13 protein-coding genes and 7 tRNA genes are annotated in these 16,263 nt (G+C 54.1%); 1 reads left to right on the top strand and 19 read right to left on the bottom strand.

Annotation, left to right across the window (positions count from 1 at the left end; translation table 11 throughout):
• Positions 1-37: 37 nt before the first annotated feature.
• The 12 genes from B3X29_RS05790 to miaB form a co-directional block, all read right to left on the bottom strand.
• Positions 38-1,828 carry a filamentous hemagglutinin N-terminal domain-containing protein gene (locus B3X29_RS05790; RefSeq protein ID WP_159339290.1) on the bottom strand — a complete coding sequence of 597 codons (1,791 nt, stop codon included), beginning with the start codon at positions 1,826-1,828 and terminating at the stop codon, positions 38-40.
• Positions 1,829-1,893: 65 nt separating this feature from the next.
• A complete protein-coding gene (locus B3X29_RS05785; RefSeq protein WP_156654095.1) occupies positions 1,894-3,567 on the bottom strand; it encodes a ShlB/FhaC/HecB family hemolysin secretion/activation protein in 1,674 nt (557 codons plus the stop codon).
• A 350-nt stretch (positions 3,568-3,917) separates the two neighbouring features.
• The gene (gene rihA, locus B3X29_RS05780) at positions 3,918-4,856 is read right to left on the bottom strand and encodes a pyrimidine-specific ribonucleoside hydrolase RihA (RefSeq protein WP_159339289.1); all 939 of its coding nucleotides are present in this window, start codon (positions 4,854-4,856) and stop codon (positions 3,918-3,920) included.
• Between the two features lie 122 nt (positions 4,857-4,978).
• Positions 4,979-5,704, bottom strand: coding sequence for an amino acid ABC transporter ATP-binding protein (locus tag B3X29_RS05775; RefSeq protein WP_103178677.1), 726 nt, complete (start codon positions 5,702-5,704; stop codon positions 4,979-4,981).
• Complete coding sequence (gene gltK / locus B3X29_RS05770) at positions 5,704-6,378, bottom strand: glutamate/aspartate ABC transporter permease GltK (protein WP_103178678.1); 675 nt, start codon at positions 6,376-6,378, stop codon at positions 5,704-5,706. The genes B3X29_RS05775 and gltK overlap by 1 nt, the downstream gene beginning before the upstream one ends.
• A complete protein-coding gene (gltJ, locus tag B3X29_RS05765) occupies positions 6,378-7,118 on the bottom strand; it encodes a glutamate/aspartate ABC transporter permease GltJ (protein WP_103178679.1) in 741 nt (246 codons plus the stop codon). Before gltJ ends, gltK begins: the two co-directional genes overlap by 1 nt.
• Before the next feature lie 158 nt (positions 7,119-7,276).
• Positions 7,277-8,185, bottom strand: a complete 909-nt coding sequence (locus B3X29_RS05760) for an amino acid ABC transporter substrate-binding protein (protein WP_201304716.1) — start codon at positions 8,183-8,185, stop codon at positions 7,277-7,279.
• A gap of 352 nt (positions 8,186-8,537) precedes the next feature.
• Positions 8,538-10,076: an apolipoprotein N-acyltransferase gene (gene lnt / locus B3X29_RS05755; protein WP_159339287.1), complete on the bottom strand. Its 1,539-nt coding sequence runs from the start codon at positions 10,074-10,076 to the stop codon at positions 8,538-8,540.
• A 5-nt stretch (positions 10,077-10,081) separates the two neighbouring features.
• The gene (gene corC / locus B3X29_RS05750) at positions 10,082-10,960 is read right to left on the bottom strand and encodes a CNNM family magnesium/cobalt transport protein CorC (RefSeq protein ID WP_103178682.1); all 879 of its coding nucleotides are present in this window, start codon (positions 10,958-10,960) and stop codon (positions 10,082-10,084) included.
• A gap of 104 nt (positions 10,961-11,064) precedes the next feature.
• The gene (gene ybeY, locus B3X29_RS05745) at positions 11,065-11,532 is read right to left on the bottom strand and encodes an rRNA maturation RNase YbeY (RefSeq protein ID WP_103178683.1); all 468 of its coding nucleotides are present in this window, start codon (positions 11,530-11,532) and stop codon (positions 11,065-11,067) included.
• Positions 11,529-12,575, bottom strand: a complete 1,047-nt coding sequence (locus B3X29_RS05740) for a PhoH family protein (protein WP_103178684.1) — start codon at positions 12,573-12,575, stop codon at positions 11,529-11,531. The genes ybeY and B3X29_RS05740 overlap by 4 nt, the downstream gene beginning before the upstream one ends.
• A 150-nt stretch (positions 12,576-12,725) precedes the next feature.
• Positions 12,726-14,156, bottom strand: a complete 1,431-nt coding sequence (gene miaB, locus B3X29_RS05735) for a tRNA (N6-isopentenyl adenosine(37)-C2)-methylthiotransferase MiaB (protein ID WP_103178685.1) — start codon at positions 14,154-14,156, stop codon at positions 12,726-12,728.
• A 136-nt stretch (positions 14,157-14,292) separates the two neighbouring features.
• Here miaB and ubiF point away from each other — a divergent pair, with 136 nt between their 5' ends.
• Complete coding sequence (gene ubiF / locus B3X29_RS05730; RefSeq protein ID WP_159339286.1) at positions 14,293-15,468, top strand: 3-demethoxyubiquinol 3-hydroxylase; 1,176 nt, start codon at positions 14,293-14,295, stop codon at positions 15,466-15,468.
• A 97-nt stretch (positions 15,469-15,565) separates the two neighbouring features.
• Here the strand turns inward: ubiF and B3X29_RS05725 are convergent.
• From B3X29_RS05725 to B3X29_RS05695, 7 genes are all read right to left on the bottom strand, one after another.
• A tRNA-Gln gene (locus B3X29_RS05725) sits at positions 15,566-15,640 on the bottom strand.
• Between the two features lie 36 nt (positions 15,641-15,676).
• Positions 15,677-15,751 (bottom strand) — tRNA-Gln (locus tag B3X29_RS05720).
• 43 nt (positions 15,752-15,794) lie between these two features.
• Positions 15,795-15,871: transfer RNA gene (locus B3X29_RS05715), tRNA-Met, on the bottom strand.
• A gap of 16 nt (positions 15,872-15,887) precedes the next feature.
• A tRNA-Gln gene (locus tag B3X29_RS05710) sits at positions 15,888-15,962 on the bottom strand.
• A 33-nt stretch (positions 15,963-15,995) separates the two neighbouring features.
• Positions 15,996-16,070: transfer RNA gene (locus B3X29_RS05705), tRNA-Gln, on the bottom strand.
• Positions 16,071-16,093: 23 nt separating this feature from the next.
• Positions 16,094-16,178 (bottom strand) — tRNA-Leu (locus B3X29_RS05700).
• Between the two features lie 8 nt (positions 16,179-16,186).
• Positions 16,187-16,263, bottom strand: a tRNA-Met gene (locus B3X29_RS05695).

Genomic DNA, 16,263 nt, shown 5'->3' with positions numbered 1-16,263 from the left:
AACGATGCGCGAGGCGCGCATCGTTGCGTTTTGGCACTTATTGCGCGCGCTTGATCTCAACAGAGTTAAAGTGTTGCAGGCCGCCCATTTCACTGGTGCTGTTATGCGATGAAGTCAGCACCAGTCTGGATGCGGACAGGGTGCCTTTATCACAGGTTTGCAGTTTAAATAAACCGCAGCGATAGCCGCCATTCTCAACTTTATTTGCCGTGATATTGAGCGTATCGTCGGCGCTAATCGTGCCGCGGTTGGTAAACCGGGCGTTTTTCGTGTTTAAGGTCATGTTTTTTAACGCGCGAATGGACCCCTCATTCCATAATTCCTGCCCCGAGTTGAGTGTGATGTCGTTGGCGTAAAGGGTGCCCGCGTTCTTGAGGGTCTGATTATTTATTTCAATTGACGGGGCGGTGATATCGCCAAGGTTGGTGAGGTTGTTAACGTTAGCCGTGAACTTCTTCCATACCTCAGTATTGGCTGTCGCCGTCTGCCCGAACATGCCATTGGTCTGCACAATGAGATCGCCCTGTGAAACCAACTGGCCTTCGTTGATGATTGAGCCATTGCTGATGGCGTTATGTTCCTGATTAGCTGACTGAATGATCACATTATCATAACCGTACAGGTTGCCGGTAATCTGCATCGCGCTGCCAGAGAAATTCACGCGTACATTTTGGCCGCTAATGGATCCGCCGTTAAGAACGTTATTCAGGACGTTAACGTTAGTATTACCGTTGGAAGTGAGAGTAGAACCATAGCGGGTAATGAGGTCGCCGTAGGTCGTTAACTCCAGCCCTTCCTGGCCTTTGATGTTACCCTTATTCTCCACGCTTCCATAGTTGGACAATATCAACTGTTTGGTCGAGGTGATATTGCCCTCGTTAATCAGATGATTCATCCCGCGAATCAGCGTATTGTTTTTGGTGCTAATGTTCCCCGTATTATACAGAACGCCAGCTGAAACCACCTGAGTGGCAAAGCCATTGCTGTTGATAGCGCCTTCGTTCACCAGCGCGCCGTTGCTGGCCATTGCCAGGCTGGTATTCGCAACGATAGTGCCCTTGTTACGCACGCCAAAACCCAGGTTATTACCCATCATGGTAATGGAGTTGGCGCGGACCCCGCCGAAGTTAGCGATATCAATGCTGTAGACCGGATTATTTAGCTCTTCTTCGGTTGCCTGTTTCTTATGGGAGGTCACCACATCGGTTTTCCCATCCATGGTGAAACTACCCGCGCTCAGATAGGCGTTGCTGGCTTCCAGGGTGCCGGTGAGCTTAATGGCGTCCGCCAGCAGCATGACGTAACTGTTTTCGGCGTTCATGCCGTTGCCGTTGATAGTGATGTTGCCTTTCGTCACGTCATAGCTGCCAATGGCGCCACTTTCAGCCAGATTCACTTTACCGGTGGTCAGAATGGCTTTATTAGTGTTAATGAAGCTACAGCCTGAACAGGTAATACCGTTCGGGTTAGCGACAATGACATCGGCTTTTTGGCCCGACACTTCCATAAAACCAGCGAGGAGACTGGCTTTGTTCGAGGCCACTTCATTGAGGATCACCGATGCCGCAGCGCCATCCAGGTTACTGTTTTTTGCGATGTCGCCATATTTGCTGTGCGTAGCATCTGCCAGGTTGTTATTGAAGATAACGCCTTTGCTGTCGACGTTAAATTCATTATAAATATTATGAGACACACCCGCCTTGTTGGGCTTTTCAATATCGATGACTTTAGGCCCATTCCCCAATTTATAGGTGTTTGGCTCAGCCATGACCACGGATGAACTCAGCGCGGCGGCAAGCGCTACGTAGATGATTTTCATTTTGAACATATTATTTATTCCTTTAAATAGAAGTACTCTGTAGAATTAACGCGAGATTGCTGTATATGTGGCGATTAAAACCTCCATTTTAATGACATACCTAAATTCAGTGCGTCGCTATGGAAATTATCCGGCTTGACCAGTGGGGTCGCGACGAAGAGATCGTATTGCGTCAGATATTTTTCACCCCGGAGCCCGATTACCGCGCCTGATAATACTTTTCCATTATAATAATTCGGGCTGCCAATCATTCGGCCAATATCTAAACCCAGGTAAAGCTGCTGGTTCGGGTCGGGAAGATCCCAGATGAAGTCGTTACGCCAGTACCATCCCTGATGGCCGGAAAGGGTGTTTTCACCGTCGAAACCGCGTACCGTCCAGCGGTTGCCGATATTGAACTGATTGTCGGAAGAGAGGATATCCGGTGAAAATTGCGCGCGAATCTGCGGGGCATAGCTAAATTTATCCCCTGTCAGATCGAATTTCAGTAATGCCTGGATCTCGGCATGGAGTACGCGTGAGAACTTGCTGTAAAGGTTAGCTTTCTCCTCGGGGGTCGGCGTGGAGCGTAGCCACGCCAGGCTGCGCTGAATGCCCAGGCTGGCATCGACCACTTTGCGGTCGAAATAACGCTGATGACGCAGGGTCATTTCCCATCCCGGATTCTGTTTGCGCATGACCTCGATTTCGGTGCCGCCTAAAAAGTAGCTCGACCGGCTTTTAAATATCCGGCCCTCAAGGGTCGTTTTCTGCTGGCGTGTGTGGGAAAGCAGACGAGAGAGCGTGGCGCTGTAATAGCGATTTTTCGAGATGTACTCGCTTGTAGTCCAGTATCCTTTGAAAAGCTGGCGATATTCGCTGTATGCGCCGTAGAGCGCTAACGCCCAGTAGCCAAAGGGGACGGAATAGTAAAGGCTGCCGTTGTGGTTGCCATCTTTGCGCTGGTTGAATTCAACATCACCGCCAGCCGAGAGATAGAAAATGTCGTTCAGACGGGTGATGTCATACAGATAGAGGGCCGCGCCGCCCAGATAGCGGCCGCTGGCGCGGCTGCCTGAGTCGTCCAGCCATGCACCTGCCTGCCACTTTTTACCCAGTTGACGGGTTAATGAAATGTCGGTTTCCGCGTGGTGCTCCCCCGGTATAAGCTGCATATGGGCTGAGGAACCTGGAAGGCGTTGCAGGTTGGCCATGCCTTGCTCCAGATCGGATAAGCGCAGGGTATCGCCGGAAGAGAAAGGCAACGTGTTCCAGAGTGCCGTCGTCGCTTTTGTCCTGGGCTGAAAAGCAATTTTCCCGATTGTCCCGTAGGTCAGAATCAGGTGCAGGACACCCCCTTCCAGGGATTGCTGCGGTACGTTGATTAACGAGGTGATATATCCCTTTACCAACAACTCGTTCTGCATGGTATTAGAGAGCAGGCGGATGCCTTTAATACCGAGGCATTTATTCACCCCCTGCCTGGTGATTTTACCCAGCAGCCTGCTGGTTAATTTTTCATCGTCAGATTCAATAATGATTTTATTTATATTTTTGCAGATTGCTTCGTTTGGAAAATTGATAATCCCCGGGCGACTATTTTCACGCGTGGAGGAATGTTCCTGTTCCTGCGGCGTCAGCGCGGAATAACGGGCTTTATCCTGCTCAATTTGGTTAGCGGTGCCGCTTGAAACACTGGCTTCAGCGAGCGGGCAGACTGCGAGTAAAATTAACAGGCTGGAAAGCAGCCTGTTTTTATTAATTAGCATGAAGCAACATCCATTTTGTTTCATTTAATCTATTGAGGCGCCGCCCATAAGTATAAGAATCATTCTCAGACTTGACCTGCGGCGTGTATAGTTTCAGTGCCGATTGCCACGAAAGCAAATTATGTATATTTTTAGCAAAGCTAATCCCCTCTGTTTTATTTTAAATAAGCAGGGCGGGGATTTTTTCTGAAAAGGCCTGGATAATATCCGGGTTTTGTCTTTTCTACCACTCTCAGCTATCTCAAGAAAGCATGAATTCATTATTTACAGCTTTGCTTTTATATATTTTACGGAGAGTTATTTGCAGAATAAATGGATCAAGCGCCCGTCCGCTGTCGGGCGCCAGTGAGTTAGTGCGAATAAAATGCCAGTCTGTCTGCCAGTAAATCAACAAACGCCTGGCGATCGATATCCAGCATAATGTCGGTGTTGGGCGTATTGCCGCTGAGGAAGTAATAATCGACCACGGTCATACCCTGGGTATATTTGCCCTGCGTTTCAACCCCAACCCAGCGTTTAGCGGTACTGAAGATCTCTGGTTTTAACAGCCAGGCGATAGTGCAGGGATCGTGCAGCGGTGCCCCCTGGAAACCCCATTTCTCGGTTTTATGGTACTCCATAAAGAAGTCGAGCAGCTCCGCCACGGTGGTTGCCACCGGGTTGCCGATCCGGCGAAAACGTTCGATATCCTCCGCCATAATTTGCGCCTGATGCGTCACATCCAGCCCGGCCATGACCACCGGAATGCCGGACTGAAAGACGATCTCGGCCGCCTCGGGGTCAACAAAGATGTTGAATTCCGCCGCAGGCGTCCAGTTACCCAGCCCCATCGCACCACCCATGATCACAATCCGGGCGATTTTCGCATGCAGTTCAGGGTGGCCATTCAGCAGCAGGGCGACGTTGGTTTGCGGACCGGTAGAGACCAGCGTCACCGGTTCTGTGCTTTCGCGCAGTACGTTTGCCATCAGCTCCACTGCCGTACAATCCTGCGGCACAAAATCTGGCTCGGGCAGGGCAGGGCCGTCAAGCCCACTTTCCCCGTGTACATTGTCGGCAATGATCAGATCGCGCATCAGGGGCTTAATCGCGCCGCCTGCCACCGGAATATCGCCGCGTTTCAGCAGGGTCAGCATGCGCAGCACATTGCGCAGGGTTTTGTCAGGGGTCTGGTTACCGGCAGAAGAGGTTACAGCCTTGAGCTCAAGCTCGGGTGAGGCGAGGGCAAGGACGAGTGCTATCGCGTCATCATGACCCGGATCGCAATCGAGGATAATGGGCAGTGCCATAGAAATCTCCATTTCTCAGTGTTGTTTGGCGACAAGGCTAACGCTGAAGGCAGAGGCAGACGAGATAAAGAGATAAAAAGCGTGAAGCGGTGCGCAATCTGAGCGATTGCGCACCGGGGAGATTAATGCAGGATCTTGGCGAGGAAGTCTTTAGCGCGTTCAGACTGCGGGTTATTAAAGAACTCCTCTTTCGCGGAGTCCTCGACGATTTTCCCCTCATCCATAAAGATCACGCGGTTTGCGACTTTACGCGCAAAGCCCATTTCGTGCGTGACCACCATCATGGTCATTCCTTCCTGCGCCAGTTGCACCATAACATCCAGCACTTCATTGATCATCTCCGGATCAAGGGCGGAGGTCGGCTCATCAAAGAGCATCGCGACGGGATCCATACAGAGCGCACGGGCAATCGCCACGCGCTGCTGCTGGCCGCCGGACAGCTGCGCCGGGAATTTATCGGCATGGGCGGAGAGGCCCACGCGCTCCAGCAGTTTCAGCCCTTTCTCACGTGCGGCCGCCTTATCGCGCTTGAGGACTTTGACCTGCGCCAGGGTCAGGTTCTCAATGATCGACAGATGCGGGAAGAGTTCAAAGTGCTGGAACACCATCCCGACGTTGGAACGCAGCTTCGCCAGATTGGTCTTCTTGTCATTCACCCTGGTGCCGTTGACGATGATCTCGCCCTGCTGCACCGGCTCAAGACCGTTCACGGTTTTAATCAGCGTGGATTTACCCGAGCCGGATGGCCCGCACACCACTACCACTTCGCCCTTTTTCACTTCCGTGGAGCAGTCGGTCAGCACCTGAAAGTGCCCATACCATTTAGAAACATTTTTCAGGGAAATCATTACACTGTCCTTTTCTTCAGCCAGCTGACCAACAGCGACGCGCTTAAACTAATTGCAAAATAGACCGCACCTGCGAACAGGATCATCTCAACCTGGGTACCATCGCGCTCGCCGATGGTAGAGGCGGTACGGAAGAAGTCTGCCAGGCTCAATACATAAACCAGCGAGGTATCCTGGAACAGCACGATACCCTGGGTGAGCAGCAGCGGAACCATGGCGCGGAACGCCTGCGGCAGAATGATGAGCTTCATCGACTGCCAGTGGGTCATGCCTAACGCCAGCGCAGCGCTGGACTGCCCGCGGGAGATACTCTGGATCCCGGCACGAATAATTTCTGAATAGTAGGCCGCCTCAAACATGGAGAAGGCCACCATTGCCGAGATTAAACGGATATCGGATTTCGGCGACAGGCCTAAAACGTTCTGCAGGAATCCAGGAACGATCAGATAGAACCACAGCAGCACCATCACCAGCGGGATAGAACGGAAAACGTTCACGTAAGCGGTCGCAAACCAGGCCACAGGCTTAAAGCTCGACAGACGCATTACCGCCAGCAGGGTACCCCAGACAATCCCGACAATCACCGCCGTCAGGGTGATCTTCAGCGTGATGATCAGGCCATCGATCAGGTAGGGCATGGAGGGAACAATAGAGCTCCAGTCAAATTCGTACATTATTTGCCCCCCAGGTTGCCCGGCAGGCGAACTTTACGTTCAACCAGGTTCATCACCAGCATAATGACAGCATTAATCAATACATAGGCCAGGGTAATGGCGGTGAAGGATTCCCACGCATGGGCGGAATAATCCAGCAGTTTGCCCGCCTGCGCGGCCATATCCACCAGACCGATGGTCGAGGCGATGGCCGAGTTTTTCACCAGGTTCATCATCTCCGACGTCATCGGCGGTACAATCACGCGGTAGGCGTTGGGCAGCAGCACATAGCGGTAAGCCTGCGGCAGGGTAAGACCCATCGCCAGCGCCGCATTTTTTTGTCCACGTGGCAGAGACTGGATAGCCGCACGCACCTGCTCGCAGACGCGGGCGGCGGTGAACAGACCCAGACAGAGCATCGAGGAGACAAAGAACTGCACGTTTGGATCCAGTTCCGATTTGAACCACATGCCGATATCTTCCGGCAGCAGTTCCGGGATGACCAGATACCAGGTAAAGAACTGCACGATTAACGGAACGTTACGGAACAGTTCGACGTAGCAGGTGCCAATGGAAGAGAGAAAACGGTTAGGCACGGTACGCAAAATACCGAACAACGAGCCGACAAGAAACGCAATAATCCAGGCGGTGATCGACAGCGCGACCGTGACCTGAAAACCGCTCCACAGCCAGCCAAGATAGGTGGTGTTGCCGAACGGGGCTTGCTGCAGGAAAATGCCCCAGTTCCAGTCAATTGACATAGTAAACTCCAGAAAAAAAAGGGTAGCAGCGCTACCCTCGAAGATTGGTGAGAAGCTTTAATATTCGCGCTGAATGGGGAACGACCACTCAGCGTTTAGTCTGTCCGCGCTTCCCGACAATCGAGAGGGCAGGAGAACCCGCCCCTTAGTGGTTCTAATTAGTTAAGTGCCTTGTCATTCGGTTCTTTAAACAGTGCTTTCATATCGTCAGACAGTTCAAAGTTCATGTTGAGATTTTTTGGTGGGATTGGGTTTTTAAACCACTTATCGAACCATTTCTCTGCTTCACCGGAGGTCTGAACCTGAGCGATGGTGTCGTCGACGAGTTTCTTAAACTCCGCGTCGTCTTTACGCATCATGCAGCCGTAGGCCTCTTTTGATTGCGCCGTGCCAACGATTTCCCAGTTATCCGGTTTTTTCGCTTTAGCACGCTCACCCGCCAGCAGAGCATCGTCCATCATAAACGCGACGGCGCGGCCGCTTTCCAGAGTACGGAAAGAGTCACCGTGGTCTTTGGCGCTGATGATACGCATGTCCATTTTCTTCTCTTCATTCAGCTTGTGCAGCAGAACTTCAGAGGTCGTCCCGGAGGTCACAACCACCGCTTTGCCTTTCAGATCGGCGAAGTCTTTAACATCGCCGCCTTTTTTGGTCAGCAGACGGGTACCCACCACGAAGATGGTGTCGGAGAAGGCAGCCTGTTTCTGACGCTCAAGGTTGTTGGTGGTGGAGCCACACTCAAAATCAAAGGTGCCGTTTTGCAGCAGTGGAATACGGTTTTGTGAAGTGATTGGGATCAGCTTCACTTCCAGATCCGGTTTGTTGAGCTTTTTCTTCACCGCGTCGACGATCGCGTTGGAGTAAGCCTGTGAGTAGCCCACGACTTTTTGCGTGTTGTCGTAGTATGAGAACGGAACAGACGATTCACGGTGACCGACCACAATCACGCCGTTTTTCGCGATTTTTTCCAGGGTGCTGCCTGCTGCCGGAGCAGCATCTTCGGCGTGAACGACGCCTGCGGACAATCCCATCACCAGCATTGCTGTGGCCAGTTTACGTAATTGCATATCCAACTCCTTTATTATCAGCGCCAGAGACGCATTGATATTCGGTGTGATGTTGTTATAGCTCGCGCGATACGAGTGCAGTGTTATACCTGTTTGTTAACATTTAGTTTGGCTTAATGTAAAGATTTTGCTGCGTTATTGTTTATTTTTGCGAAGCGCGCCGCACCATTCAGAGGCATAAATCTTTCGTTGCACCGTTTCGGTGCTACCGATGAGCTACCCTGGTGCGACCGGGTTGCACAGTAAGCCAAATCGCGTTTACGTAATTAGGTAAAGCAATAACCGTGCCAGAGTTGCGGCGTAGGCCCGGCAAGCGTAGCGCCGCCGGGCAAAGAAGAGGAGGAGAAGGGGACTACTTACGACGCTGACGCAGGCTCATCAGCACGGCGCCAAAACCGAACAGCGCGGTGAGGATCCACAGGGGCCAGTTGCCGGTGCGGGCGTAAGGCGTCAGCCCGGTCGTCGGCGTGACTTTTGTGGTCAGCACGTCGCGGGTGAACTGCGGCAGCATGGCCTGAATTTCACCCTGCGGACCAATCACGGCGGTAATGCCGTTATTGGTGCTACGCAGCAGAGGGCGCGCCAGCTCCAGGGAGCGCATCCGCGCCATCTGGAAATGTTGCCACGGGCCGATCGACTTACCGAACCAGGCATCGTTGGAGATGGTCAGCAGATAGTCGGTGTTCGGGCGGAAATTATCCCGCACCTGCTCACCGAGGATGATCTCGTAGCAAATGGCGGCGGTCAGTAAAAAGCCATGGGCGCTCAGCTGAGGCTGAACGTAGGCGCCCCGGCTAAAGGAGGACATCGGCAGATCGAAGAACGGCGCCAGCGGGCGAAGAATCGACTCCAGCGGCACAAACTCACCAAACGGCACCAGGTGATTCTTGTTGTAGCGGTTCGCCGACTCGTAGCTGTACGGATTGTCTTTTCCCAGCGTGATAATGGTGTTGTAAGTGTCGTAACGGTTCTGCTTGTTCAGCCGCGCGTCAACGATACCGGTGATCAGCGTGGAGTTTCGCGCCCGCAGCAGATCGTCCATCATGGTCAGAAAACGCTGCTGGTTGATCTCCAGATCCGGAATTGCCGACTCAGGCCAGATAATCAGCTGGGATTTGCCCATCTCTTTCTGGGTGGCATCCAGATAAATTTTCAGGGTGTTGATCAACTGACCTTCATCCCATTTCAGCGACTGGGGAATATTACCCTGCACCATCGACACCTGGGTGGCGCGTTCCGGCTCAAGGGTAAACCACTGGATATAACGCAGCGGGAAAGGCAGGGCAAAAAGCACCACAGCCATGACCAGCGCTCGCCCGTTGCGCTGCACCAGCGCCAGCACCAGCAGGCCGCTTACCACCATCAGCAGGAAGTTGATCGCCTCGACGCCCATCACCGGCGCCAGGCCCTTTAGCGGGCCATCTATCTGGCTGTAGCCGAACTGCAGCCACGGAAAGCCGGTCAGCACCCAGCCGCGCAGGAACTCGGTAATTTGCCAGACCACCGGGGCGGCAATCGCCACCCGCAGCCAGCTGGTTTTTGGCCACAGGCGGGAGAGGATCCCGGCAAACAGACCCGTGTAGAGCGAGAGGTACGCCGCCAGCAGCACCACGAGGAAAACATTCACCGGGCCTGGCATGCCGCCAAACTGGGCAATACTGACGTAAACCCAGTTAATACCGGAGCCAAACAGGCCCAGCCCCCAGAAATAGCCAATCGCCGCCGCCTGAACAGGGCGTCGGTTAAGGGTCAGCCCCTGGAGCCCCATCAGGGAGAGGAGGGCCGCTGGCCAGAAGTCATAAGGGGAAAAAGCCAGCGTACCGCTGGCTCCGAGGATCAGCGCCAGCAGCAGACGCGTGCGCTGGCGTTCAAGCAAGGGGGCAAATGCCATTTAAATCAATCATCCAGTGTGGGTTGCGGAGCATTGTCCGGCATTCTGACATGAACCTGAATAATACGTCGACTGTCGGCCATCGCCACCTTGAACTGATAGCCGTCAATTTCCACGGTTTCGCCACGCGCCGGCAGGTGACCAAACGCCTGCATCACCAGCCCGCCGATGGTATCTACCTCTTCGTCGCTGAAATGCGTGCCGAAGGTGTCATTGAAATCTTCGATTGGGGCGAGCGCACGCACGGTCCAGGTGTGGCGGCTCAACTGACGGAAGTCGATATCCTCTTCTTCGTCATATTCATCTTCAATTTCGCCAACAATCAGCTCAAGAATATCTTCGATGGTGACCAGGCCCGAAACACCGCCAAATTCATCGATAACAATCGCCATGTGGTAGCGCTGAGAGCGGAACTCTTTCAGCATGCGATCGACCCGCTTACTTTCCGGGACCACTACCGCCTGACGTAACACTTTTTCCATGCTGAAGGCTTCGGCATCGCTGCGCATAAACGGCAGCAGATCCTTGGCCATCAAAATTCCTTCAATGTGGTCTTTGTCTTCGCTGATCACCGGGAAACGAGAGTGAGCGGATTCGATAATGACATCGAGGCACTCATCCAGGGTCTGGTTGCGTTTCAGGGTAATCATCTGCGAACGGGGGATCATGATATCGCGAACGCGCTGGTCGGCGATGTCCATTACCCCTTCAAGCATCTCGCGCGTATCTTCATCGATAAGCTCGTTCTGCCCGGAGTCACGGATAAGCTCCAGAAGGTCATCACGGTTTTTAGGTTCACCGTGGAACAGCTGGCTCAGAAGGAGGGAGAAAAATCCTTTTTTGCTGTTTGGTGTGTCGCTACTGTGTGAATTGTCGTCGCTCATGGCGTTTGTTAAGGGTTCTCATGTTGGTCTGTTGACTGCCGTCGCGGACTTTTGTCATACGCAACGGCACATTATGCCAGTAAGGCGCAAACGCACCCTACAGACTACTCTTTCTCGGCAATGTACGGATCCTCATAGCCCAGAGCAAGCATTATCTCTGTCTCAAGGGATTCCATCTCTTCCGCTTCGTCATCTTCAATGTGGTCGTAGCCCAGCAGATGCAGGCTGCCGTGCACCACCATGTGCGCCCAGTGGGCCTCGAGGGGCTTCTGCTGCTCCTTCGCTTCCTGCTCAACCACCTGGCGGCAGATGATCAGATCGCCAAGCAGCGGCATTTCGATACCCGGTGGGGCTTCGAACGGGAAAGAGAGCACATTGGTCGGCTTATCTTTCCCGCGGTAGGTCAGGTTCAGGTCGTGGCTTTCTGCTTCATCCACCAGGCGAATCGTGACTTCTGACTCCTCCTGAAACTGCGGGATGACGGCATTCAGCCACGCCTGGAACTGGCTCTCTTCCGGCAGGCCGGCGTTATCTTCACAGGCCAGCTGTAAATCGAGGATCACCTGACTCATTTCTGCTCTTGCTCCTGGGCTTCGCGTTTACGTTCCGCGGCCTGTTCTGCTTTACGTTTTTGATCTGCGGCTTCCCACGCTTCATACGCCGTGACGATGCGGGCAACTACCGGGTGGCGCACCACGTCTTCACTGTGGAAGAAGTTGAAGCTGATTTCGTCCACTTCGGACAGGACTTCAATAGCGTGACGCAGACCCGACTTGGTGCTGCGTGGCAGGTCAACCTGGGTGATATCGCCGGTGATCACCGCTTTGGAGTTAAAGCCAATACGGGTCAGGAACATCTTCATCTGTTCGATGGTGGTGTTCTGGCTCTCATCCAGGATGATGAACGCATCGTTCAGGGTACGGCCACGCATATAGGCCAGCGGAGCCACTTCGATGACGTTACGTTCAATCAGTTTTTCGACCTTCTCAAAGCCAAGCATCTCAAACAGCGCATCGTACAGCGGGCGCAGGTAAGGATCGACCTTCTGGCTCAGATCACCAGGCAGGAAGCCCAGCTTCTCGCCCGCTTCAACGGCCGGACGGGTGAGCAGAATGCGGCGGATCTCCTGGCGCTCAAGGGCATCCACGGCAGCAGCCACCGCAAGGTAGGTTTTACCAGTACCTGCCGGGCCGACACCGAAGGTGATGTCATGATCGAGGATATTGGCGATGTACTGCGCCTGGTTTGGCGTGCGCGGCTTAATGACGCCACGCTTGGTCTGAATGTGGATAGCCTTGCCGAATTCCGGCACGCTCTCCGCGCTCTGCTCCAGCACTCGCGATTCTTTGATCGCCAGATGGATCTGTTCCGGCTCAATATCCTGAGTTTCACCGCGCATCGGCGCGGTATCAACGTACAGACTACGGAGAATATCCGCAGCGGCATTGACGCAAATGGCGCGTCCGGTGAGTTTGAACTGGTTATCGCGACGATTAATCTCGATACCCAGACGTCGCTCCAGATGTTTGATGTTGTCATCAAACGGCCCGCACAGGCTCAGCAGGCGAGCGTTGTCTGCTGGCTCAAGGGTAATTTCACGTGTGTCTATATTCAAACCGTTCCTCTTAATGTCTCGGGTGTCATAGGGCAGTGGGTCTGTCTTATGAAAGTATTCACGCCACGGAATAAAGGCGCAAGCATTGCGAAGGATATGGGGGAGAGCAGGGGGAAATACAAGGCCTGTCAGAAACGACAGGCCGAAGGATCACGGCTGATAAACGCTGACGCCGAGATCGTTTTCTTTACGAGTACGGGCAATCACCGATTCCGGCGACTGGGCGACGCGCAGGCCCATTTCATCTTCGGTGCGCACCAGTTTGCCACGCAGGGAGTTGGTCAGCACCTCGAGGATCTCAATATCGACGAACTTGCCCACCAGATCCGGCGTACCTTCGAAGTTCACCACGCGGTTGTTCTCTGTACGGCCAGAGAGCTCCATGATGCTCTTACGTGAAGTGCCTTCTACCAGTACACGCTGCACGGTGCCGAGCATCCGGCGGCTCCAGGCGTTGGCCTGCTGGTTAATGCGATCCTGCAGAATATAGAGACGCTGCTTTTTCACCTCTTCCGGCACGTCGTCAACCATATCGGCGGCAGGCGTCCCTGGACGCGCCGAGAAGATGAAGCTGTAACTCACGTCGAAGTTCACATCACCAATCACCTTCATGGTGCGTTCAAAATCGTCGTCCGTTTCCCCCGGGAAGCCGACGATGAAGTCAGAGCTTATCTGAATATCCGGGCGCGCTTCACGCAGCTTGCGGATAATCGCTTTATATTCCAGCACGGTGTGGGTGCGGCCCATCAGGTTCAGTACGCGGTCAGAACCACACTGGATCGGCAGATGCAGGAAGCTCACCAGCTCTGGCGTATCGCGGTAAACCTCGATGATGTCATCGGTAAATTCGATCGGGTGGCTGGTGGTAAAGCGGATGCGGTCGATACCGTCAATCGCCGCCACCAGACGCAGCAGTTCAGCAAACGAGCCGGTGCTGCCGTCATAGTTCTCGCCGCGCCAGGCGTTAACGTTCTGCCCGAGCAGGTTCACTTCGCGCACACCCTGTGCCGCCAGTTGGGCGATCTCAAACAGGATGTCGTCGCAAGGACGGCTGACTTCTTCGCCGCGGGTATAAGGCACCACGCAGTAAGTACAGTATTTATTGCAGCCTTCCATGATGGAGACGAAGGCGGTCGGGCCATCTGCGCGCGGTTCCGGCAGACGGTCAAATTTTTCGATTTCCGGGAAGCTGACGTCAATAATCGCCTTGCGATTACCGCTTCCGCGTACGGCGTTGATCATCTCCGGCAGACGGTGCAGGGTCTGCGGACCAAAAATAATGTCGACGTAGTGGGCGCGCTGACGAATCAGCTTCCCTTCTTGCGAGGCAACACAACCGCCGACGCCGATGATGATATCCGGGTTTTTCTGCTTGAGGAGCTTCCAGCGACCTAACTGGTGAAAGACTTTTTCCTGCGCCTTCTCACGGATTGAGCAGGTATTCAGCAGCAGCACATCTGCCTCTTCCGCCACGTCGGTGAGTTGATACCCATGGGTGGCATCCAGCAGATCGGCCATCTTGGATGAATCGTATTCGTTCATCTGACAGCCCCAGGTTTTAATATGGAGTTTTTTTGTCATCGACTTGCTCATGCTCAGGATTGCAGGGCGCGTATTGTAATGCTTTGGTGCGGTTGTGACCAGTATGAAGGTTGTCAGCCTCAAGGCCAAAAAAATCCGGTAAACTTAGGAGATTATTAAATAAGGACAAATGACCATGACTATCCAACAAGCCGGGATCGCCGTCGTCGGCGGCGGTATGGTCGGCGGGGCGCTGGCGCTGGGGCTGGCGCAACACGGGTTCGACGTCACCGTTATCGAACAGGCGCCACCTGCTGCTTTTGACGCGTCACAGCAGCCGGATGTACGCATTTCGGCGATCAGCGCCGCGTCAGTTGATCTGCTTCGTGGGCTGGGGGTATGGGACGCGGTGCTGGCCATGCGCGCGCATCCGTATCGTCGCCTGGAGACCTGGGAGTGGGAAAACGCCCACGTGGTGTTTGACGCCGCGGAGATGAAACTCCCGCTGCTGGGTTACATGGTTGAAAATAGGGTGCTGCAACAGGCGCTCTGGCAGGCGCTGGAGGCGCATCCGCAGGTGACGCTGCGCGTTCCTGCGTCGGTGAAGGCGCTCCACCGCCACAACGATCAGCATCTGATTGAGCTGGATAATGGCGAGCAGCTGGCGGTAAAACTGCTGGTTGGGGCCGACGGCGCAAATTCCCGGGTGCGCGAGCTGGCCGGGATCGGCATTCACGCCTGGCAATATCAGCAATCCTGCATGCTGATCACCGTCGCCTGTGAGAACGATCCGGGTGACAGCACCTGGCAGCATTTCACCCCGAACGGTCCGCACGCGTTTTTACCGCTGTTTGACCGTTGGGCATCCCTGGTGTGGTATGACACCCCCGCGCGGATCCGCCAGCTGCAGGGGCTCTCTATGGAACAGCTGCAGCGCGAAATCGCCCACCATTTCCCGCCGCGTCTGGGTAAGGTCACGCCGGTCGCCGCAGGGGCATTCCCCCTGACGCGTCGTCATGCGCTGAAGTATGCCCGCGAAGGGCTGGCGCTGGTCGGCGATGCGGCGCATACCATTCATCCGCTGGCGGGGCAGGGGGTTAACCTGGGCTATCGCGACGTCGAAGCGCTGATAGATGTACTCAGTAATGCCCGCAGCCACGGCGAAGCCTGGGCCAGCCATCAGGTGCTTAAGCGTTATCAGATGCGACGAATGGCCGATAACTTCATTATGCAGTCCGGGATGGATCTCTTTTACGCCGGGTTCAGCAACGATCTCGGGCCGCTGCGCATCCTGCGTAATGTGGGATTGATGGCGGCACAGCGCGCCGGTGGACTGAAACGTCAGGCGCTGAAGTACGCCTTAGGGCTCTAGACATTCCCTGGGCCGGGTAAGGCGAAGCCGCCACCCGGTTTGTTCAGTCTGGAAACGTAGAAAAGCAAAAAGCTCGCCGAAGCGAGCTTTTTTTATGTGGCTGGGGTGCAGGGATTCGAACCCCGGAATGCTGGTATCAGAAACCAGAGCCTTACCGCTTGGCGACACCCCAATTGCGTTAAACAAATAGCTTAACGACTTTTTAAATTGGCTGGGGTACGAGGATTCGAACCTCGGAATGCCGGAATCAGAATCCGGTGCCTTACCGCTTGGCGATACCCCAACAAATTTTTTGCTTTACCGACCGGAATCGATACAAGCTGATATGGTGGCTACGACGGGATTCGAACCTGTGACCCCATCATTATGAGTGATGTGCTCTAACCAACTGAGCTACGTAGCCAGACTGCTTTCTTCGATGGCTGGGGTACCTGGATTCGAACCAGGGAATGCCGGTATCAAAAACCGGTGCCTTACCGCTTGGCGATACCCCAATAACCGCGGAGAACCGCAAAATCGAAGAAATATGGCTGGGGTACCTGGATTCGAACCAGGGAATGCCGGTATCAAAAACCGGTGCCTTACCGCTTGGCGATACCCCATCCGTGCAACGCTTACCTGGGAATGGTGCGGGAGGCGAGACTTGAACTCGCACACCTTGCGGCGCCAGAACCTAAATCTGGTGCGTCTACCAATTTCGCCACTCCCGCAAAAAAGATGGTGGCTACGACGGGATTCGAACCTGTGACCCCATCATTATGAGTGATGTGCTCTAACCAACTGAGCTACGTAGCC

Source organism: Leclercia sp. UBA5076 (genome assembly GCF_002416465.1).
In the GTDB taxonomy this organism is placed as follows: domain Bacteria; phylum Pseudomonadota; class Gammaproteobacteria; order Enterobacterales; family Enterobacteriaceae; genus Enterobacter.
Note: the sequence above shows the minus strand (reverse complement) of the source record. Positions and strands in the feature narration are given on the sequence as shown.